Origin of the sequence: Shewanella sp. Actino-trap-3 (genome assembly GCF_002836275.1) — a bacterium.
GTDB classification, from domain to species: domain Bacteria; phylum Pseudomonadota; class Gammaproteobacteria; order Enterobacterales; family Shewanellaceae; genus Shewanella; species Shewanella psychromarinicola.
In genome coordinates, this window is sequence record NZ_PJCE01000001.1 from 82,112 (window position 1) to 104,851 (window position 22,740).

General features: G+C 40.3%; 15 protein-coding genes and 1 pseudogene. 2 read left to right on the forward strand and 14 right to left on the reverse strand.

Features of this window, described 5'->3' with window-relative positions; translation table 11 throughout:
• From CXF80_RS00445 to CXF80_RS00495, 11 genes are all read right to left on the reverse strand, one after another.
• Nucleotides 1-1,050, reverse strand: coding sequence for an efflux RND transporter periplasmic adaptor subunit (locus CXF80_RS00445; protein ID WP_101030230.1), 1,050 nt, complete (start codon nucleotides 1,048-1,050; stop codon nucleotides 1-3).
• Between the two features lie 241 nt (nucleotides 1,051-1,291).
• The gene (locus tag CXF80_RS00450) at nucleotides 1,292-2,575 is read right to left on the reverse strand and encodes an OmpP1/FadL family transporter (RefSeq protein ID WP_101030231.1); all 1,284 of its coding nucleotides are present in this window, start codon (nucleotides 2,573-2,575) and stop codon (nucleotides 1,292-1,294) included.
• A 429-nt stretch (nucleotides 2,576-3,004) separates the two neighbouring features.
• A complete protein-coding gene (putP, locus tag CXF80_RS00455; RefSeq protein WP_101030232.1) occupies nucleotides 3,005-4,462 on the reverse strand; it encodes a sodium/proline symporter PutP in 1,458 nt (485 codons plus the stop codon).
• 134 nt (nucleotides 4,463-4,596) lie between these two features.
• The gene (locus CXF80_RS00460; RefSeq protein WP_101030233.1) at nucleotides 4,597-5,304 is read right to left on the reverse strand and encodes a DUF3379 domain-containing protein; all 708 of its coding nucleotides are present in this window, start codon (nucleotides 5,302-5,304) and stop codon (nucleotides 4,597-4,599) included.
• Nucleotides 5,297-5,860, reverse strand: a complete 564-nt coding sequence (locus tag CXF80_RS00465) for a sigma-70 family RNA polymerase sigma factor (protein WP_101030234.1) — start codon at nucleotides 5,858-5,860, stop codon at nucleotides 5,297-5,299. The genes CXF80_RS00460 and CXF80_RS00465 overlap by 8 nt, the downstream gene beginning before the upstream one ends.
• Before the next feature lie 101 nt (nucleotides 5,861-5,961).
• Nucleotides 5,962-7,590, reverse strand: coding sequence for a BatD family protein (locus tag CXF80_RS00470; protein ID WP_101030235.1), 1,629 nt, complete (start codon nucleotides 7,588-7,590; stop codon nucleotides 5,962-5,964).
• Complete coding sequence (locus CXF80_RS00475; protein WP_101030236.1) at nucleotides 7,584-9,653, reverse strand: VWA domain-containing protein; 2,070 nt, start codon at nucleotides 9,651-9,653, stop codon at nucleotides 7,584-7,586. Before CXF80_RS00475 ends, CXF80_RS00470 begins: the two co-directional genes overlap by 7 nt.
• Nucleotides 9,653-10,657 carry a vWA domain-containing protein gene (locus CXF80_RS00480; protein ID WP_101030237.1) on the reverse strand — a complete coding sequence of 335 codons (1,005 nt, stop codon included), beginning with the start codon at nucleotides 10,655-10,657 and terminating at the stop codon, nucleotides 9,653-9,655. Before CXF80_RS00480 ends, CXF80_RS00475 begins: the two co-directional genes overlap by 1 nt.
• Complete coding sequence (locus CXF80_RS00485; RefSeq protein ID WP_101030238.1) at nucleotides 10,657-11,199, reverse strand: DUF4381 domain-containing protein; 543 nt, start codon at nucleotides 11,197-11,199, stop codon at nucleotides 10,657-10,659. Before CXF80_RS00485 ends, CXF80_RS00480 begins: the two co-directional genes overlap by 1 nt.
• Nucleotides 11,200-12,135, reverse strand: coding sequence for a DUF58 domain-containing protein (locus tag CXF80_RS00490; RefSeq protein ID WP_101030239.1), 936 nt, complete (start codon nucleotides 12,133-12,135; stop codon nucleotides 11,200-11,202).
• 41 nt (nucleotides 12,136-12,176) lie between these two features.
• Nucleotides 12,177-13,133, reverse strand: a complete 957-nt coding sequence (locus tag CXF80_RS00495; protein ID WP_101030240.1) for an AAA family ATPase — start codon at nucleotides 13,131-13,133, stop codon at nucleotides 12,177-12,179.
• A 248-nt stretch (nucleotides 13,134-13,381) separates the two neighbouring features.
• Between CXF80_RS00495 and fadI the strand changes: the two genes are divergently transcribed.
• The gene (gene fadI, locus CXF80_RS00500; protein WP_101030241.1) at nucleotides 13,382-14,692 is read left to right on the forward strand and encodes an acetyl-CoA C-acyltransferase FadI; all 1,311 of its coding nucleotides are present in this window, start codon (nucleotides 13,382-13,384) and stop codon (nucleotides 14,690-14,692) included.
• A 5-nt stretch (nucleotides 14,693-14,697) separates the two neighbouring features.
• Nucleotides 14,698-16,824: a fatty acid oxidation complex subunit alpha FadJ gene (gene fadJ, locus CXF80_RS00505; RefSeq protein WP_101034625.1), complete on the forward strand. Its 2,127-nt coding sequence runs from the start codon at nucleotides 14,698-14,700 to the stop codon at nucleotides 16,822-16,824.
• Between the two features lie 728 nt (nucleotides 16,825-17,552).
• Here fadJ and CXF80_RS00515 read toward each other — a convergent pair.
• The 3 genes and pseudogenes from CXF80_RS00515 to CXF80_RS00525 form a co-directional block, all read right to left on the reverse strand.
• Nucleotides 17,553-18,077, reverse strand: a complete 525-nt coding sequence (locus CXF80_RS00515) for a hypothetical protein (RefSeq protein ID WP_101030243.1) — start codon at nucleotides 18,075-18,077, stop codon at nucleotides 17,553-17,555.
• 109 nt (nucleotides 18,078-18,186) lie between these two features.
• Nucleotides 18,187-21,519, reverse strand: a pseudogene (locus CXF80_RS00520) (EAL domain-containing protein); the annotation flags it as partial.
• Nucleotides 21,520-21,895: 376 nt separating this feature from the next.
• A complete protein-coding gene (locus CXF80_RS00525) occupies nucleotides 21,896-22,471 on the reverse strand; it encodes a ligand-binding sensor domain-containing protein (RefSeq protein ID WP_157822158.1) in 576 nt (191 codons plus the stop codon).
• Nucleotides 22,472-22,740: the final 269 nt, after the last annotated feature.

Below are 22,740 nucleotides of genomic sequence, written 5' to 3' on the forward strand. Positions count from 1 at the left end.
TTACTCCTGACCTTTCGCTGCTGAGGACATAATTAAATATCGTCCAGCATCGATAACAATTTCATCGCCTTCCAGTAGCCCTGATAATACTTCAGCAGTATTATGTTGACGATCTATTCGGCCTATACGTACTTGGTTAAGCACTATTTCCCCCGCATTTTTGCGATACACAGAGGTTAAGTCACTGACTTGGTGTATGGCCGATAATGGGATCATCAAACTCGTTCTGCTTGGAAAGTTTACTATTACTTTGGTCCATTGACCCACGATGACATCTTGCATATTACTGACATCAAGATTGACTCTAACTTGATGTTGGTGTGTCAGAGGATCGGCAAATTGATACACTTGGATATCATTCGAAGTGATTTCATCGCCGTTTAATAATTGAATAGTAACTTGATCTTGTTGTTGCACCTGAGCAACATCTTGTTGGGGAATTTGAAATACCGCTCTAAGGTGCTGAGTATCATAACCGGAGAATAAAGCTTGGCCGTAGGATATGGTTTCACCTTGTTCAACGAAGCGGTGGGTCATTCGGCCACGGAAAGGTGCGCTCACTACGGTGTAACTCAAACCTTCTTTAGCTTTTACTAATTGTGCTTGAGCGGCGCTAATAGCTTGTTTGCTGGATTTGGCTTTGGCAGTGGCTTCATCCATTGCACCTTTTGATATCGCCCCTTTGGGGAATAATGCTTTATAACGAATATACTGTGCTTGAGCTTCAGTGTTTAACGCTTCTGCTTTGGCGAGTTCAGCTTCAGCCCCTGCTAATCCAGCCCCTTGTTCTTTATTGGTAATTTCCAATAAAGCCGCGCCTTGTGGAACTAGGTCATTAACATCAAAATGGATATTCATGATCCGTCCCGAGGTTTGCGCAGACACAGTTGCAGCTTTAATGGCTTCAATTTTCGCATCGTATAATCGCGGTTGATATTGTTCGGAATACACCAGCTTTAATGTATCAACATCAGAGGCTTGGGCTGCGCTGGGTAAAACTATTGTGGTGAGTATGGCACCAAGGAATAAATAATTGGATAAGCGAGACATATTGATAGCCTATTCGGAAGTCTATAAGAAAATTCTAATGGACTTTCGCCTGTTACGCAACCGATATATTATAAAACTTTATAAATTAGAACTCAGTGATATAACAGCTATAAAAAAAGCCGCCAATTTAAGATGAAGGCGACTTAGTTTAAAAGGGTGATGCTGTTCTTTAGTCTGTGGTGAGTGGACGAAAAAAACAGTAAAGACTAATGATTAAATAGTAATAATTGAGTACTGCTAATTAAAAACTGTAGTTATATTGTACTGAGTAATAAATAGCATTAGATCGGGTTTGTGCTGAAATCTCACTGTTGTAGCCAGGCACTTGAGCAAGAAGATTGCTATTTTCTAATACAGTAACATCTTCTCCTCGGACAAAAGCAATGCCTAAATCAACGCTCGATTTTTGATTTAAATCGTAACTGACACCCGCGGTATACCAAGTACGATCAGAATCAGGGATAGATAAAGATGAATGCTGATTAACTACGCCTTGATCTGTTGCGATACCAGCCCGTAGAGTCCAATCTTGAGTGAGGTTATAGGTTGCACCTAAACTTAGGAACCACGAGTCTTTCCAGTGATATTCTTTTAAGTCTGCTTGGTCGACACCATTTGAACCGTCTTTAACCACGATTTTGTCGAATGCACTCCAATTAGTCCATTGAGCAGTATAATGCACGGCAAATTTATCCGTTAGCTGGTGGAAACCGGCAAACTGAGCAATATCAGCGATAGGAATATCTATTTCATTGTATTGAGAGTAAACGTAGTTTACATCACCTTTGGCGGACAGTTTTGGGCTAATACGATAGCTTAGACCAAAGCGGTTATCCGGGTTAACTTCATAAATCACGCCCACAATCCCACCCAAAGCCCAGCCATCAGCATCAACATCAACTAAGTTACCAACCTGTGGGTTTTCGCTTGTACGTGTCAGAGTTCCGCTGCCATAAACTGCATCAATACCAAAACCAAAACTGAACTCATCATTCACACGATAAGACATACTGGTGTTGAAGTTAATGGTAACCACTTCGGTGTTACCCAATAAATCTACCGGCGGGGGCAGCGGTACAGCATTGCCGTTAATAGTAGGGGTTCTGTTTGCCAAGTCGCCTAAATCGGTGCCGGTGCCATAGTTACTGAATACGGCAACACCGAAAGCCATTTTATCGTTAATTGGGTTGATGTAGTAAAAATTGGGGATGACTTTTGCTTCTGCAGCATGATGTTCACTACCAAAATCAACACCTTGTCCGTCAAAATTTCCTTCAGCATCCGATACCGATACATCGATATCAGCATAAATGATGCCCAAAGATAACGCGGTTTCATCAAAAAGAGCCATTGCTGCAGGGTTACGAGATAAGACAGATGCATTGTCAGCAATAACCGCATCTCCAGCCATAGCACGACCGATACCGGTAGCTGATTGGCTATTTAACTGGAAACCGGCTGCGGATGCTTGGGTACTAATTAAGCCTACAGCCAGAGCAATAAGGGTTTTGTGGAACTTATTCATTATGATTTCCCATTTATTATTACCGTTTTGGTACAAAGTTTATTCATTTCAGATATTTGACGGTTAAAAATTAGGGCATTTTAGGTAAATGTGAACAATGTGACAACTCCGACCAGATGTTAGTTGTTGTTAATGTTATGTTAATTGTTATTTTTAATGGTGAAGTAGGTGTTTGATAGCATGACAGTATAGGTAAATTATCGTCAGTATTAATACGACAATTAATAGGCGGGGAGATGTCAATTAACGTTTATTTATACTGAATGATGTTAAATCAAACAAATAACGATTAACCATAATCGGCTTAATATGACGTAACGTCATCTTTTTTTGAATTTTTTGGTAACTTAACGCCATTACGGTAGTGAATAACTCAACCTCTGAGGGAGAGACGCTGAGTTATCAAGATCAGTGAACGACATAAAAGTACTATGATTTTAATGATTCACGAAAAGCCGTAAAGTCGGCGATAGTTTTTTGTGTTGGTGGTGATACTTTACTGACGATGACGCCAATTAACATTGCAAAAATAAATCCAGGTACGATTTCATATAAATCAAAAATACCGCCAGTCATTTGTTTCCATATCACTACCGTTATCGCACCCACCAAAATGGTTGAAATCGCACCATTCCGACTATAGTTCTGCCAAAAAAGCGATAATAACACCACGGGGCCAAATGCAGCTCCAAACCCCGCCCATGCATAACTGACGAGCCCTAAAACACTGCTTTCAGGATTGAATGCAACCACTCCAGCCACTAATGCGATAGCGATAACGCCAATTCTTCCTACTAGCATTAATTCTTTACTGCTGGCTTGGGGACGCAACCATTTAAGATAAAAATCTTCTGTGATCACACTGGAACAGACTAATAGTTGTGAATCAATCGTGCTCATGATGGCAGATAAAATAGCCGCAATGAGTAAACCGCCAATCCAAGGATTAAAGGCCACATGAGCTAAATAAATAAATACCGTTTCTGAGTTCTCAAGTGGATCGGCAGCAAAGTAAAGACTGCCAGCAATACCTGTGGCTAAGGCACCCATTAGCGATAATATCATCCAAGTCATCGCGATACGTCGGGAAAGCACTAAATCATTCGGGTTGCCGATAGCCATAAAACGAGACAAAATATGCGGTTGACCGGAATAACCTAATCCCCAGGCCAGTAGAGAGACAAGTCCAATAACCGTGGTGTTTTCATTAATAAATGACAACATGGCTGGATCAATTTTTTCAAGACCTGCTTGTGTATCTGGTTGACTAAAGATAGATATTGGCACGATGATTAATGCTATTAACATTAAGCAACCTTGAAAGAAGTCTGTCCAACTAACGGCAAAGAATCCCCCCACAAAGGTATATGAAACAATAATAAATGAGCCGATTATTAAGGCGACGGTATAATCGAGACCAAATACCTGTTCAAATAATATCGCGCCGCCCACCATGCCTGAAGATGCGTAGAAGGTGAAGAATATGATGATAGTTAACGCTGAGATCGATTTTAATAGCCCATGAGAGTCATTAAAACGGTTTTCAAAAAAATCGGGTAACGTTAAAGAATTATTGGCAACTTGGGTATAAATACGCAAACGTTTGGCGACAAATAGCCAATTAAGCCAAGCGCCAAACACTAATCCAAAACCAATCCATGCTTCGCCTAATCCGCTTAAATATACGGCACCGGGTAAACCAAGTAATAACCAACCTGACATATCTGATGCACCCACACTCAGAGCGGTTACCGCGGGGCCCATTTTTCGACCACCGAGAATGTAATCATCGACAGTATCGGTTTTACGGTAGGCCCAGTAACCAATGCCCATCATTAAAGCCAAGTATCCGATAAAGGTAATGAGGATCGGTGTTTGAATTTCCATATGGCTTCCAATTAATTATTTTTATGGCCAACATGCTTGTAGAAGTTAAATATAGTTCACACCTTGAATTATTCAAGTGTAAAAAAATCCGCTATTCAATGAAGTAGCGGATTTTAGATTGTCATCAATATCATTTAAATAAAGGTGCTTTCAACTTCTTTTTTGATAAAATCAAGATCCGAAGCGGGTTCTCCAACCAAGACCATATAGGCATCAGCTGTTTGAAAACTTTTGCCTTTATATTGGTTATCAGCAAAAGCTTCTTCTAACACAATACGGCTTTCTATGGGAACAATGAACAAGGTGACCTTGTTTCCGTGCTCGTCGGCCATCACCAAGTGCAATGATTTGACACCTTGGAAGTCACAATATGAGGTGTAAAAAACGCGCCCAGGTTGTTGGATAAACTTCGAATCACGTAATCCATCTAAACTGGCTAGTTTAAAGTTTACGTCATTAAAACCAATATCTTGTTCCATGATTAATGCTTTGGTTTCATGGTGAACATGAGCCAACGAGTTTTCGCCTAAGTTTACGGGCGTAAAGCGCAATAAACTAAAGCTGACACCCACAATAAATGCGACCGATGCAGCCATTGCCATCATATAACGAGAGTGTTTTTTACTCTTTTGATGTTGACTCAATTGCTGTCGTAAAATCAATTTATCAGCCAAATCATTAGGTACGCTAATATTGAGTGCTTGGATGAGTTTATGGTCAAAAGCTTTTAGGTCTTTGACAAATTTAGCATCGTCTTTATTTTCAGCTAAATGAGCTAAAAATTCATCGGACTGATTATTGGGGTCACCATATGCTTGGCGACGAAACTGTAGATCATCCATTTGATTGACCTCTTACCTCAGGTGCTTCGAGAGCGTCTTTTAACTGGTTTCTGGCTCTAAATAAACGTGTCATTACCGTATTTCGATTGAGCTCGAGCATGGTGGCAATTTCATCACCACTAAACCCGCCGATCAGCTGCAATAACAGAGGTTCTCGGTATTCGATATCGAGTTTACCTATTTGACGACGTAACCAATACTGTTCAGTATCTTCTTCATGACTTGTTGAGCGAACATCTTCAAGTAATTCTTGTTCCACGTCGCTGTAGTTAAATTGTTTACGCTCAAAACGTCTGGCATTTTCCCGTCTTAAAATGGTAATTAACCATGCTTTAGCGGCTTTATCGTCATTTAAAGAGTCCAATGCTCGCCACGCTCTTAAGAACGTTTCTTGAGTAATATCTTCGGCGACATGTTTATCACCACATAACCAAAAGGCGTAGCGAAAAATGTCGGTATGAAGGGCCCTGACAAGGCTATCGTATCGTCGTTGTTTTGTTAGCATCTCAGATAAGACCGCGGGTTCGGACTTTTTCTTTCGCAGGTAATCAAACATTTTTTAACTTTTTTGAGTTAATAATATGTAACAGCTTAAAAAGGGGATGGCTTAATAGCAAGCTAAATAGCAGAATTCACCTGCTACCTAGCCTTTTGATACTAGGGGTTAAGCTCTGCAATTAACGATTTTTTATAGGCAATGGATGGTTGCTGATACGCTAAAATCGCATCCATTAGCGTTTTTTTGTCCATTGCTTGTGGTTGGCTACTGTATCTATCAGCTTGTAATTTATGAATGGCAAACGCAAGCTGTGTTGATAGTCTGCTTATTTGGGTCAAACTCATAGGTTGACCTAAGCACTGACTAAAATATTGTTGTACGGCCTTTATTGCACCACTGCTGTCATTACGATCACAGGCATGAATAATGGCATTTAATCCCGTTGTCGCATTTGTTGTAGGTATTTTTTTACGTTTGGGTGTTTCATCACTAATGGCAACGTTTGCTATCACGGCTTTACGCCATAATATGAGGGTGATTATCCAAAGTACTGCCAATATTGCGCTTATATAAGGCCAATAACCTGCGGATTCATTCTCGGTAAAACGAGCTGTTGATGGAATATTTGTCGGGGTAACAGTGCTGCCAATCACATTAATGGTGCGAGCAGGAAGCGTGGCAAATTGTTGTTTTTTAAGATGCGGATTCCACCAAGGAACACGTATCTCGGGTAGGGTATAGGTGCCTGGTTTTGTTGGCACAATGGCAGTGGTTAAACTGTATTGAGATACCACTTGATTATCACGTACAAAAGTTTGTCGTAACGGCTTTTCTGGGTACGCCTTTAATCCCTCAGCAAGCGGAATGTCGATATCAGGTAAGCTGGTGTTATCGGTATTGGAAGCGATTAAACTGATAGTGCGAGTGATCGGGCTGCCCACTTCAAATTCGCTGATATTATCTGGCCAGGTTTCTTTTAACACCGCAATATCACTGACCAACCATTTTCCTTGATAGCTTGGTGGCGTTGGGTTGATTTGAATGACTTGCCTTTGTGCTTCAGTTTGTATTGGACGACTTTCGTTAAAACCAAACATACCATCACGTCTTGCTGCTTCCACTAACACATCGCCTGAAAAACTCGCGCCATTAATCACCAACTCGCCTGGAAGATCGGCAATAATACCGTAGGTGCGCTCAATCACTCTAAAGCGACGACCCTCGACAATTTCGCTGCCGTCTTTGTCATCACCGATTTGCTTGACTTGCGCCCCTTCAATCACGGGGGCACTTAACACTCCGCGCTGTAATTCTACTGCAAGGTATAATTTTACTTTATAAGTGATTAATTGCCCGACATAGGCGTCGGATGCAGGGGTGTCAACATCAATAAACACATTTTGTACTTCACTTGGCTGAGCACCTTGTGGTATCACTTTTAGAGTGATGGGTTGAGAGCTAACGCCAGTGATATTGAAAGCAGGTATGGTGACATTACCTAATGATTTAGGTGACAATAATATCTGCCAGCGGGTTTCTTTGCTGGTGTCAAAATTAATCATTTTGGTGCTACGGCCAACACTGGTTCTGCCGACAATAAAGTCATTGAGCAATACCGAGGTATCTAATGCGCCGGCATTGAGATCATCATCGGCAATAACATCGAGTACTAGGTATTCACCAGCAACAACCGGGTTACGGTCTACGGTTGCTTGCACTTGGCTAAGTGCAAAGACGGGGGCTGCAATGATGAATAGCAATAGGCTAAAAAAGGTTCTAATTACCACTGTTCATTATCCTTGGTAGGTTGGCTATTTTGACGACGTTTTTGGTATTCAAGTTGCATTTTGTTGCGGATCAACACTTGTGGGTCTTCATTAATGGCACGTAATGCACGCTGCATGTCAGCAGGTAAATCATCTTGGTTCATTTGCGAAGCCGATACCACTTCAGCAGAATCACTTGCTGGCTTATCTGTTGTACTTTCCTCTGTAGATGATGCACTCAATGGTTGTTTTTCGGTAGGCTGATTTTGTGCTTGGCCTGACTCTGCTTGCATGCTGGCTTCGTTACTCAGTGATTTGTCATCGCTCGGTTTTTTATCACTTTGCTGAGATTGGCTATTACTCTGTGAAGGTTCTGAATTAGCTTGCTCACCAGCTGCTTGGCTATTGTCGCTGTTGTCTTGTTTATCACTTTGTTGCTGCTGAGGATCAGACGGTTGATCTGTACTTTCCTCTGACTTGCCTTGCGATGGTTCTGCTTGATCGCTTCCAGTCTCGTTTTGTGACGGGTTCTGTTTCTGCTCATCGCTTTGTTGATTATTTTGCTCATCGTTTTGCTGATTTGATCGTGACTGTTCAGAGGACGACGAATTAGAGTCTTGCTTAGATTTGTCTGAATTTGATGGGTCAGACTTTGAGTCATCTGACTGTTGGCCATCACCTGATGGGTCTTGATTTGACTGATCAGATTGTTTTTGTTGCTCTCGTCTTTTTTTAGCCAGCTCAAGGTTTTGCTGTGCTTCAGCAAATGGAGAACGTACCTCTAGGGCTTGTTGATAACGGTTAATCGCTTCTTGATAATTGTTAAGCTGCATCAGTGCATTACCTTGATTATACAATCCGTTTGCACTGTTATCTTGCTCAAATCCTGCTAGTGCTTGTTGATAATTACCGGCTTTGTATTGCGCAGAGGCTTGCCATTGTGGGTTCTCGAATGTTTCAGCGGCTTGGGTAAATTCACCTTGCTCAAACGCTGATTGTGCTTGTTGATCTTGGGTTTTCCATAAGTCTTGCCAGATTGAGGCTTGTGCAGGTTGGCTATTGACGGCACTTAAGCTCATTAAGGTGCCAAGTAATAGTAATGGATTCAATATTAGAGTGAGCAATCCTTGTCTAAAACTCATTAACATCGGAATAATTAATAACATGGCAAGATATGGCCCCAGATCTTGCCAGGTTTCACCAACAAGTTCAGTTTCGGTTGCATCGCCTTCTGACGTTAGCCAGTGGGTTAACGTTGTGACATCGCTGCCATCGGTTTGGGCTGGCACAAGGATCCCTTGATGTTGTTGCACAAGTTGTTGCAACAAAACATAATCGGTTTTAGTCACTACCACTTCGTTACTATTATCACGCAGTAATTGGCCGTCAGCTAAACGAATGGGTGCGCCTTGCTTACTGCCAAAAGCCATGATTGATAAACGATAACGGCCGTTGAGTGCATTTGTGGCTTGATCATATTGTTGTGCAGAAATGCCATCGGTCATAACAATGATATCACCACTGACATGGCCCCCTTGAGCCAGCAGCTTTTCTGCTAGTGATAATGCTGCCGTTAAGTTTGAGCCTTTGGTCGGCATAATATCGGGTGATAATGTAGGCAGTAAATTTAAAATGGTGCCACTGTCTCGGGTTAACGGACTAATAGTGTAAGCATCACCTGCATAGGCAATCAGCCCGGTTTCGCCTTCTTTTAATTCGTTGAGTAAATCGGTCGCTCTAAATTTAGCATAGGACAAGCGGTTCGGGCTTAAGTCAGTGGCATACATGGACTGGGACATATCCATAATGAGCACTCGTCCTTGCTCGGTAGCAAATACTGGCAGGCTTTGTTTATTCAATGCCGGTCCTGCAAGCGCGATCACTGCAATCATCCAACAGGCAATTAATAGCCATTTAGGTTGATGAGTTTTATCGACTGTTTGAGTGATCAGCAACTGACTTAAATGCGGAGCAATATACTGCTTCCATGCAGATTGCTGGCTATGTTTACGCCAAAATAATGCACTTAATATCACCACCGGAATAAACCCGATTAGCCACTCTGGGCGAATAAAATGAACCATTACTTTTTCGCCTCTTTATTAGCGTTTGTTTTAGGCACTAACTGAGCAGGCCATTGCTGTTGCAAGCTGATTAAAAAACTGATTAATAATGACATTAATAACGGCCAATAAAATAATTCACTTTTGGGGCGGTAGCTCAATTGATCTCGACTCACAGGTTCTAACTTGTCTATTTCTTGATAAATGCTTTCTAGTTCTTCACTGTTTCGGGCTCTAAAGTAACGACCTTTGGTCATGTTGGCTAATTTTTTGAGTTGGACTTCGTCTAAGTCCATTGATGGGTTAATGCGCTCTTTGCCAAAAATAGTTCGCCGTTCTAAGATTTCTGCGCCAACACCAATAGTGTAAATGGTGATATTACGTTTAGCGGCAATTTGGGCGGCAATATCGGGTTCAATATTGCCGGCATTATTAGAACCGTCCGTGAGTAAAATCAGTACACGGTTACTTTCATCTACTTTATCAAAGCGTTTAACCGCCAGCGCGATAGCTTCACCGATAGCGGTTTGCTTACCGACTAAACCTATTTGTGCATCGTCTAGAAATGTGGCCACAGAGCGACGGTCTAGGGTCAGTGGTGCTTGTAAATAAGCATGGTCAGCAAATAAAATCAGTCCGAGTCGATCACCTTTACGGCGTTCGATAAAGTCACTTAGGACATGTTGTATCAGGGTAAATCGGTCCACTGTTTGATTGTTTATTACCATGTCTTCAATTTGCATGCTGCCTGATAAATCGACCGCTATCATTAAGTCACGACCTTTTGAAGGTAATTCAATTGGATCGCCTAGCCATTGTGGCCTAGCTACCGCTAACAATAGACATATCCACATTAACCAATAACGTTTACGGCCGCCTTTATGGCTTATTGAGTTTGTTTTTGTAACCGTAGTGGTGATGCCGGGTAATTGTAAATGTCCGCCGACATTGGTTAAATTGATGCGCTTAATTAACAACGGCAACGGCAGTAAGATTAATAACCATGGCCAGTAAAATGCTAACATTAGGCCTCCTGATGGGTATGGTTGGATGTTAAGGTCGCATCACTAAAAGGACGTTTATTGCTTAGCCAGCCTTTTGCTAAACGGTGTAATTGTGCATTTTCGGTTTGATCTAAGCCACTCGCTTGATGACGCTTAACTAATAATGGACCGATTTTATGTTGTTGCCCAGGCGCGAGACGAGTATCTAACCAATCAAACCAAGGTTGACCATTGAGTTTGGCGAGGTGCTCGCGTGGTAAATAGGTTAGTGCAGTGCGTTTGAGTAAGCTATTGACTTGTGCAGCAAAGGCATCATCGTCAATATTATAATTTTCTAGCAGCGCCAGCGCTATTTTTCGTGGTGCATGATATTGATGTTGCTTGTAAAAACGGTAACTCAGCCAACTCGCTAAGGCGACAAATACTACCGCGATTATCCAATATCCTAGTGCAATAGGCATAGCGCTAATAGGATCGGGTAACGCAATATCTTGCAATTGCCCTAAAGCGGATGCTTTAGTATCGATTGGCATTGGTTGTGTTGGTAAATTCTGAGTGGTCATTTAACGTAAAATATCCAATTGTGCACTGAGAGGTTTGGCAGCATCAATGAATTTGGGTTGTACTTTGATCAAATTCATTAAGGCAAGAAATTGTTGCTGCTGTGCTTGTTGATCCGCTAACCAAGCCTCATAACTTTGCCGTGTTAAGGTTAGTTGTTGTTGGCCATCACGAACAGGTAAGGCAAATTGTTTGGGTAACGCTAAGGTCCCTTGTCTTAATGGGTCGGTGACCACAAACGCGCCGATATCACAGTGACGCGATAATTCAGTTAAGGGCGCTAAACATTGTTGGTTAATATTTTGGCCGTCGGTGATGATCCAAATAAGTGATCCCGGTTTGGCAATACGTTGCAACCGTTGGCAGGCTTTAAACATGTGACCTGGATCCGATGACAATTGATTAATTTGGCTTAATTGCTGTTGATGAACATTAATAAGTCCTGAGGTTAACTGTAAAATCCCTTGGCGACGGCTTCGCGGTTTGAGTTCTAAATGAGTACTTTCACTAGCAATTAATGCCCCGAGTCTATCGCCATGGTTAATGGCATTCCAACCTAAGGTTGTGGCTAAATGGGCCACTTGAACTGATTGTAATAGTAGCTGGGAGCCAAAATATGCACTGTGGCTTAAGTCAATTAACAACAGAATAGGGCGTTCACGTTCTTCAACAAAAAGCTTGGTGTGCGCGACGCCTGTACGAGCCGTTACTCGCCAGTCGATAGTACGAACATCATCACCATTTTGGTAATGACGTACTTCGGCAAACTCCATCCCGCGGCCTTTTATCTGGCTGTTTCTGTGACCCGATAATGTTGCTTTAGCCCGCGATGGGCGATCGGGTATCGCGCGCGATAAGCTTTGACAAGCAATAAGTTCCTGCTCGTTTAAGCTCATACCATCACTGTAAAGTGGTAATGAATTAGTTTGGTTCATCATAATCTAATCATGTTTAATCGTTGGTGTCCGTATTGTAATATTTACGGTACGGCAACTTGGCTAAGAATGTGATCAATCACCTGATCTGCAGTGACACCTTCCGCTTGTGCTTGATAACTGAGCAATAAACGATGACGTAAAACATTGGGTGCAACCGCTTGAATATCTTCTGGCGAGACAAAGTCGCGTTCATGCAACCAAGCACGTGCTCTTGCACAACGTTCTAATGAAATCGTGGCTCGAGGGCTGACACCATATTCAAGCCATTTGGCTAAATCAGTGCTGTACCTTGCTGGTTGGCGAGTGGCCATAACAATTTCAACAATGTATTTCTCTAACGGTTCAGCTAAATAAATCTCTAATGCCTGATCCCGGGCGGCAAATACGTCGGCTTGAGCGACAGGCTCAATGGTCGGCAATTGATGTGTTTTGGCCTCTTTACGCGATTGGCGTAAGATTTCGCATTCTGTTTCAGCGCTAGGATAATCAAGATTAAGATGCATTAAAAAACGATCTAATTGTGCCTCTGGTAGCGGGTAAGTGCCTTCGTTTTCAAGTGGGTTTTGTGTCGCCATGACTAAAAATAGCGGCGGTAATGGATAGCTGTGTTTACCGACGGTAACTTGACCTTCGGCCATGGCTTCTAATAAAGCAGATTGTACTTTAGCTGGGGCACGGTTAATTTCATCCGCTAAAATAAGATTATGGAAGATTGGCCCCGCTTCAAATTCAAATGTACCCGTTTGCTGACGATAAATATCGGTACCGGTTAAATCAGCTGGCAGTAAATCTGGAGTGAACTGAATACGGTGAAACTCGCCTTCTACGCCATCGCATAATGCTTTTACTGCACGGGTTTTAGCTAAACCTGGCGGTCCTTCAACTAATAAATGTCCGTTGGCGATAAGTGCGATCAGCAAGTTTTCAGTTAATACGGGTTGGCCTAACACTACAGTATCTAAATAGGTTCGTAGTGAGTGGAAACGACTTAACGACATAGCGGTACTCAATTTATTTAGTTTGCATTGGGGTTATTAAAACCTATGTTATGAATTCTATTGGTTTTTGGCTAGTAGGATTAACACATTTTAACTATTAATGAAGCAGATAGTTATAAACGCCTGTTTAAAACCATGCAATAAAAAGTTAGACTTAGATCACGCTTTGATGGTCTGACCAGACTATCTAACAAAATAGAAACTTACCGGCCGAGCCGAGATGAACTAACAATAATAGAGGGTGGCACATGAGTGATAGACAACAGGTAACGAATTCCCGGGGTGAACGCATTGCGATTGTTGCCGGTTTAAGAACACCATTTGCGAAACAAGCAACCGCTTTTCATGGCGTATCTGCGCTGGATATGGGCAAAATGGTGGTAAATGAGTTGCTGTCTCGCTCTGAAATCGACCCTCAATTAATTGAACAACTTGTTTATGGCCAAGTGGTACAAATGCCCGCAGCGCCAAACATAGCCCGTGAAATTGTACTCGGTACGGGAATGAATGTGTCAACTGATGCCTATTCGGTGACCCGAGCTTGTGCGACTAGTTTTCAATCTGCCGTCAATGTGGCTGAGTCAATTATGACGGGTAACATTGAAATCGGTTTAGCGGGTGGTTCTGATTCGTCGTCAGTATTACCGATTGGTGTGTCAAAAAAGCTGGCACATGCCTTTGTCGACTTAAATAAAGCGCGTACTTTCAAGCAAAAGTTTGCTATTGCACGTCGTTTAGGCCTGAAAGATCTTATGCCAGTACCGCCAGCTGTTGCTGAGTATTCAACTGGTTTATCGATGGGACAAACTGCAGAGCAAATGGCTAAAACCTATCATATTAGCCGTGCTGATCAAGATGCATTAGCGCACCGCTCGCATACATTGGCGACAGAAGCGTGGAATTCAGGTTATCTGCGCGATGAAGTCATGACCGCTCATATTCCTCCGTACAAACAATTTATTGATCGCGATAATAATATTCGTGAAGACTCAGTATTAGAGTCTTATGCCAAATTGCGCCCAGCCTTTGACCGTCAACACGGCACGGTAACAGCGGCGAACAGTACGCCATTAACTGATGGTGCCTCTGCAATCATTTTAATGAGCGAAGGTCGTGCCAAAGCCTTAGGCTATCAGCCAATGGGTTACATTAAGAGTTACGCGTTTACTGCTATTGATGTTTGGCAAGATATGTTGATGGGTCCATCGTATGCCACACCTTTAGCATTAAAACGTGCGGGTATGGAATTAGAGGATTTAACCCTGATTGAAATGCATGAAGCGTTTGCAGCGCAGACATTAGCGAACATGCAAATGTTTGCTTCTAAAAAGTTTGCCCAAGAAAAATTAGGTCGAGATCGTGCCATTGGTGAAATCGACATGAGTAAATTTAACGTATTAGGTGGTTCATTGGCTTATGGCCATCCTTTTGCGGCAACCGGTACTCGATTGATCACCCAAGTCTGTCGTGAGCTTAAGCGTCGTGGTGGTGGTACAGGTTTGACAACGGCTTGTGCAGCGGGTGGTTTAGGCGTAGCAATGATTTTAGAGGTGGAGTAATGAGCATGGAAAAGACATTTAATTTAGCTCGTCGTGATGATGGTATTGCGATTTTAACCATGGATGTTCCTGGCGAAACCATGAACACCTTAAGGGCGGAATTTGGGCCTGAAATTACAGAAATTTTAGCTGAAGTTAAAGCTGATCCAAGCATTACAGGTTTAGTCATTATCTCTGGTAAAGCGGATTCATTTGTTGCTGGTGCTGACATTAGCATGCTCGCGGCATGTAAGAGTGAGCAAGATGCTAAGGCATTATCACAACAAGGTCATGTGCTATTTTCTGAACTTGAAGGATTATCTATTCCGGTTGTTGCTGCGATACATGGTGCTTGTTTAGGCGGTGGCTTAGAGTTAGCGCTAGCATGTCATTTACGGGTATGCAGTGATGATAAAAAAACCATGCTAGGTTTGCCCGAAGTACAACTGGGTTTGCTGCCTGGCACGGGTGGTACCCAGCGTTTGCCTCGTTTAGTCGGTATTACTACAGCACTTGATATGATGTTAACCGGTAAGCAAATTCGCCCTAAACAAGCGTTAAAAATGGGCTTAGTGAATGATGTCGTACCTAATTCAATTTTATTAGAAACCGCAATCGAGCTGGCTAAAAAAGGCAAAAAAGCCATTAAGCCAGTGGTGCAATCTAAAATTAATCAGTTTTTAGAATCAACATCATTTACGCGCGACATCATTTTTGATCAAGCGCGTAAGCAAGTGTTAAAGAAGACTCAAGGTAATTATCCTGCTCCGACTAAGATCATAGACAGTGTTCGCCAAGGTATGAGTAAAGGTATGGTGAAAGGTCTTGAGGTCGAAGCGACTCATTTTGCTAATTTGGTGATGTCTAAAGAATCAGCCGCACTGAGAGGACTCTTTTTTGCTACTACCGAGATGAAAAAAGAGACTGGCGCTGAAGGCGCTGTACCTCGTAAAGTCAAAAAAGTGATGGTATTAGGTGGTGGCTTAATGGGCGGCGGTATTGCGTCTGTGACCACAACGAAGGCTAAAATCCCCGCTCGAGTGAAAGATATCTCTGAACAAGGTTTGAGTAATGCCTTAGCTTATGCTTACAAGCTATTAGATAAAGGGGTTAAACGTCGCCATATGACGCCTGCGGCCCGCGACAAGTTAATGGCGTTAATGACCACAACCACTGAGTATAAAGGCATTAAAGATGCTGATATCGTTGTAGAAGCAGTATTTGAAGACCTCGCATTGAAACATCAGATGGTGAAAGATGTTGAACGTGAGTGCGGTGAAAACACCATTTTCGCATCCAACACTTCATCTCTGCCGATTGGACAAATTGCCGAAGCAGCAAGCCGTCCTGAAAATGTCATTGGTCTACATTACTTCTCTCCAGTAGAAAAAATGCCGTTGGTTGAAGTTATTGCGCATAAAACAACGTCACCTGAAACCATTGCAACGACCGTGGCTTTTGCTCGTAAGCAAGGTAAAACGCCTATTGTGGTACAAGATGGTGCTGGTTTTTATGTTAACCGGATTTTAGCGCTATACATGAATGAAGCGGCGCAGTTATTACTCGAAGGCCAACGAATAGAGCATTTAGACGGCTCGTTAGTGAAGTTTGGCTTTCCTGTCGGTCCAATGACTTTACTGGATGAAGTGGGTATTGACGTTGGCGGCAAAATTTCGCCTATTTTAGAAAAAGAGTTAGGCGCACGTTTTAAAGCACCTGCTGCATTTGAGAAGTTACTCGCCGACGATCGTAAAGGTCGCAAGAATGGCAAAGGTTTCTACCAATATGGTCCTAAAGCGAAAAAAGCTAAATCAGTTGATGAGTCAGTTTACAAAGTGCTCGATATTTCAATTGCTTCAGATAAAGAAGCAAAAAATGTGGCTGAGCGTTGTACTATTCAAATGCTCAATGAGGCCGTTCGTTGTCTTGAAGAGGGGATCATTGCTTCTGCTCGAGACGGTGATATCGGTGCGATATTTGGTATTGGTTTTCCGCCATTCTTAGGTGGCCCGTTCCGTTACATTGACACATTAGGTGCAAGTAACTTAGTGGCGACATTACAAGGTTATCAATCACTCTACGGTGAGCGTTTCTCACCGTGTGATACGTTAGTCAAAATGGCCAAGGATGGAAGTCTGTTCTACACAAAGTAAACTCTTTGTTGTATAGATAGCTTTTTAGTTATCACATTGTAATAAAAAAGCGGCAATAACTTGCCGCTTTTTTATTTGTTAAAGGCATACTTTTGCCTGTTTTTTAATCGATACGTTACTTCTTTTCGGTATAGTACACATTCTTAAGTATGATAACGTTATTTGATCATGGGATCAGATGCCGCCATTAAGCTGTCATCGCACGGGTAATGTGATGTTAATATCATCACTTACAAGTTAAATAAGCGTCGAAATGGTGTATAGGCAGGGATTAGATTAACTGAGTTATTTGAGGTTCAGTGATAATGCAGTTTAGTTATTCATACTAGTTTTATCGAGTATTAGTTGTGGTTTTTTTATTTAGTTTGCTGCTTATCAATATGGAATATAAATAAAGTATTGGTGATGCATAGGCTGTATTCTAGGGCCACTCACCTATGTTTAGCAGGCACTAACGCTTGGCTGATATGAAAGTATGTCGACATGGTCGATATAGAATGGACGGCTAAGCCTATGTAGTCTGCGTCAGAAACTCAACAAAAAAGGAGCTAATGCTCCTTTTTTGTGGCTGATGGTGAACCATCCGTCAGTACTATACCGACTACTTCCACCACGCTTTAGCTTGGATCACTTCGAGGTGGTTTAGACCTTCAGGTAATTTTACTTTCTTACGAGCTGGTTTTGCTAAACCAAGTGCAATTTTTAGAGAAGTAAACATAGGATTCTCCTTAAGCTGTTTGAGTGTCAAGAACTTTAATGTATGGAATACCAGCTGTTTGGGTATCGAGAACTTTGATGTATGGAATACCGGCTATTTGGGTATCGAGTACTTTGATGTATGGAATACCGGCTATTTGGGTATCGAGTACTTTGATGTATGGAATACCGGCTATTTGGGTATCGAGTACTTTGATGTATGGAATACCGGCTATTTGGGTATTGATGTATGGAATACCGGCTATTTGGGTATCGAGTACTTTGATGTATGGAATACCAGCTGTTTGGGTATCGAGAACTTTGATGTATGGAATACCGGCTATTTGGGTATCGAGTACTTTGATGTATGGAATGCCAGCTGTTTGGGTATCGAGTACTTTGATGTATGGAATGCCAGCTGTTTCTAAATCATTGTTCTGCTCGATAACTTTTATAGTTAAATTTTTGGCTGATTTAGTTTCAAGTCCATTTTCCATTGCAAAGCTACCAATAGATAATGCCGATAAAACTGCTACAGTAATTATTCCTTTAATCATTTTAATCTCTCTTATATTTGGTAATTCAAGCTCAGGGTTAAATAACAATATTATTTTTACAACTGAACCTAGAAATGCATTTGTCATGCCAAATATATGAGGAGATGATTTATTTTTTAATTAACCTGCCGTTTAGAGTGTCAAATTTGAGTTTGTCTGCAGTGAGCATTAACTCAAAGTCTGCTTCTTTGATAGGCTTACTGTATATATACCCCTGAATTTCTTCACAGTTAAGTGCTTTTAAAATGTTGAGTTGTGAGGTTTGTTCTACACCTTCACCAACGACCGTCAACCCCATATTATGGGCAATGGTAATAATAGAATCGACCATCTTGAGGTCGCGGTCTGATTTATCAATATCATCAACAAAGGTTTTATCAATTTTTAAACAGTTGATAGGGAATCGTTTTAAATATGATAAAGAAGAGTAACCGGTACCAAAATCGTCAAGAGCGAGGCTAATACCCATTTTTGCCAATTGTTGCATCACTTTAATGGCTTGCTCTGGGTTTTTGATGACAGTGCTTTCAGTGATTTCCAGTTCTAAGTGTTCAGCCGGTAGCTTTGTGAGGCGTAAAATAGACTCTATGCGTAATAGTAAATCAGGAAGTGCAAATTGTTTTGATGACAAATTGACCGCAACGCGACCACTAAATAGTCCTAGTTCCAACCATTTCTGCGCAGCAAAACAGGCTTTTCGCATTACAACATCACCAATTTCAACTATCAGGCCGTTTTCTTCAGCAAGTGGAATAAATTCATTCGGTCCTATCAGGCCTAATTTAGGGTGATTTAATCTCACTAACGCTTCCATTCCAGTGAGGCGATCTTTTTTTACATCGACTTTAGGTTGGTAATAGACTTCAAATAAATCATCTTTTAGTGCTTCCCGAATTAAACTTTCGATTTCCAGTTGGCGTAAAGCATTTTGGTTTAATGATTCTGAATAGAACTGATAGCGGTTACCACCCCCTGACTTAGCGTGATACATGGCGATGTCCGCTTTACGCAATAAGGCTTGCTCGTTTTGCTCATCTTCAGGATAAAGCACAATGCCGATACTAATACCTAATACTAGCGAGTCATTATTAACAGTGAAGACGGGTTTTAGACAGTTAATGACTTGGGTAGCTATGGCGGCACAAGAACCTATATCTGGGAGTTGATCGACGAGTAAAGCAAATTCATCACCACCGAGACGGTATAAGCTGGCATGTTTTGGAATGGTTGACTGAATTCGCTCAGCAACACCAATCAATAAATCATCACCAATTTGATGGCCTAAAGAATCATTGATACGCTTAAAGTTATCTAAATCGAGTACCATTAAGGTGTGATGAATGTCTTTTTTGACTAAGTTGCTTAAGGTCACTTGTAAACTAGAACGATTAGGCAGCCCGGTAAGTAAGTCATTATTAGTCAGTTTTCTGAGCTCTTCTTCTTGCTGTTTACGGCGGGTAATATCGGAAAACACGCCAACGTAATGACTTGTTTCGCCTTGCTCATTGTATATGGCGTCGATTGTCAGCTCGATTAAGAAGAAACCGTCTTTGCCTTTACTTGCTTCAATTTCACCGCTCCAACGACCTTGTTGTTTTAGTAAATTTCTTATTTGTTCAGAATAACTTGCTGGATAGCGAGTGAAATTGAGTATTTCATGGACAAACTTCTCTTTTGTAGAGGCTGTTAGTTCACAACAGGCATTATTGACTTCAACAAATTGATACTTCTCATCGAGAATAAACATCCCTTCAGAGATATTCTCAATTGCTCTAGCGAACAAGCGTAATTGCTCTTCTGCTTGTTTAATATTATTGATATCTTTAATGGTGCCCGTCATCCGCAGCGGCTGATCTTTTTGATCGCGTTCAACTATTTTGGCTCTGTCTAATATCCATATCCATTGCTGGTTACGCGCTTTAACACGATAAGCAATTTCAAAATGGTCGGTTATCGCATTAAAATGATCGTTTAACGCTTTTGTGACTCTATCTCTATCGAGAGGGTGGATATTACTTTCTTCGTCAGCATTACCCGAGCGGCGACCATCTTGAGGGAAGTCTAAAGAACCCCAAATGTTAGAACGGTAGATTTTGCCACTTTCAATATCCCAGTCCCACATTTCATCGCCACTACCCCATAAAGACAGCTTTAACCGCTCTTCACTCTGGGCTATTTGTTTCTGAATTTGTCGACGACGGATAATTGCTTTGAATGATAGTAAAATTATAATAAGAGTTAATAAACCATATACTAATTTAGCTTGTCTTGATAACCACCAAGGAGGAGTAATTAATATAGATAAGCTTCTGATATCTGATTTTTTACCTGATAGTTTATTTACCGCATAAACTTTGAACTCATATTCTCCTGCAGATAAATTGGTATATGTTACAGTATTATTACCATTTGTTGGCAGCCAGTTTTCCTCAAGATTTTCTAAGTAGTAAAAAAACTCATAATTAAAACTTAGATCTCCTAAGATATTAAATTTAATAGTAAATGGATAGTCAGAATGCTTTAATGTTATTTTATTTTGATCATTTAATGGCTTTTTAAGAATGCCATCTCCGATATTTGTTGGAGTATTAAATAAAAGAAGTTCTTGGAAGTTGATAGTCTTTACTTGTTCTTCATCTAATTTTTTTACAATATTATTTGGGTTAATTAAGCTTACTCCATTACTGCTGCCTAATAATAACCTATCATCTAAAACTAGCGATGCTTGAGTGTTGTAATCCTCCGATGATCCATTGTTCGTTCCTAATGTATAGTTAACTTTATCAGAAAGATCGATGATGTTAACTTCTCGATTGGAGGCTGCGATTATTTTATTATTTAATTTAGTTAACGAGTATATTATTTTATTTCTACTTAATATTTTTGATGCTTTTGATATTTCTAAATCTTCACTGTTTTCTATTAAATATACTGAATTTCTTGTTCCAAAATATATATCACCATCAACCTCAAGTAAGTTGAATACGAAATCGTCGTCAAAAAATGACTCTATTTTATCATTTTTATATCGAAGCAATCCATTTTGAGATGCTATCCATAGTGAGTTATTTATCAGTAAGGTGTCATAAACAGGATAACTAGATTTTGTATAAATAACTTCCACAATCTCGCCATTAACTTCCATTTTATATATATTCCCAGTGAATGTAGATACATATAGGAAATCATTATATTTTTTTATATTAAATACATTCTCGTTGATTAACTTCTTTTCAATGCCGGATGTTAGATTTTTCATATATAAACCAGAAGAAGTCCCGATAAAAAGGTTTTCTTGGTCAACTAATATAGATTTTGGACCATGAGGGACATTAACTTTTTCTTTTTATGAAGTGTAGATTTTGTTGTAAATATTTAATAAACTATTATCGCCTATTAAGTAAATTTTCTCATTATTTGAAGATATAGACCATACACTTTCTTTTTATATTTATTCTATTAATGTAATTTGCATTGTGAGCTATTACTATAAATCCATCGTTATAGTTTGATATATATTATTGTTTTTCTTTGATAAATGTTTTTAAGTTTCTTTTCTCAATGTTTAGCTGACCTATTTTTGCTATAAATTTTTATTGTAGCTTAATGAATAAATCTCATTCTCGTTAATAGATACCGTTTTGTTTCGTATATTGGTGCTTATGTTTGTTAATTTTAGGTTTGATATTTTCTTTATACTATTAGAAATATCAAAACACCATCTTTAGTAGTCGTTACTACTTTTTATTTATTAGGCCAAATCATTTGTGTTAGATAATATTTTGTCAACGTATTGTCTGTTATAGAAAATAAATTCTTCATAATTTCTTATATATTTCTTTGTTAAGAATAACTATATTCTTAATCTCTTTTATTGTGTTGTTTTCGAATGAGTAGTTAACTTTTAAACTTTTATAGTCATAAGACAAAAACTTATTATTTAAACCAATGAAAATTTTATCATCTTGTTTTGATATTGACCAAATGGCTTGATCACCAATTTGAGTAGAAATACTGTTTCTACTGAATGACTCTGTTTCTTTATCAAATTGAACGAGACCTTTATCCGTCCCAACTAACAGCACGCCATTATCATCTATAAGCAAATTGCGGATAAAAGAACTGGGGAGAGACTTTGCATCGTCACCAGCATAGAACTGTTTAAACTCGTTACCATCAAAACGGTTTAAGCCATTGATGGTACCAACCCAAACGTAGCCCTCTTTGTCTTCTACAATGGCGGTAACGGTATCTTGTGATAAACCATCGGCAACACCATAATTGGTATGATTGAGTAGAATATCAAAATTTGATTCGGTGTTGTCAGCTTCAATGGCTGTTACGCCAAAGCTACAAATAAAATAAATACAGATTAACAATAAAATTTTAGGCATAATTTTTATACTTATTCTCTTTCGATGCCGCAAAGAAGTTGATGAATTGTCTACTTTTTCAGAAACCTGAGCCTTTGTCAAAAGCATGTTAACAAAAAAGGTGTGATTGATAGGATATTACCTAAAAATTACGATAGCATTGTCTAAAAGTCGCCTTTTAATCAATAGCTTATGGGATATTAACGTTTTATTTAGTATTTTGCACCGTTAATATTGGTAGCGACTATTTTGTAACCGTAATCGCTGTCTCTTTTCTGAACCTTTCTGCC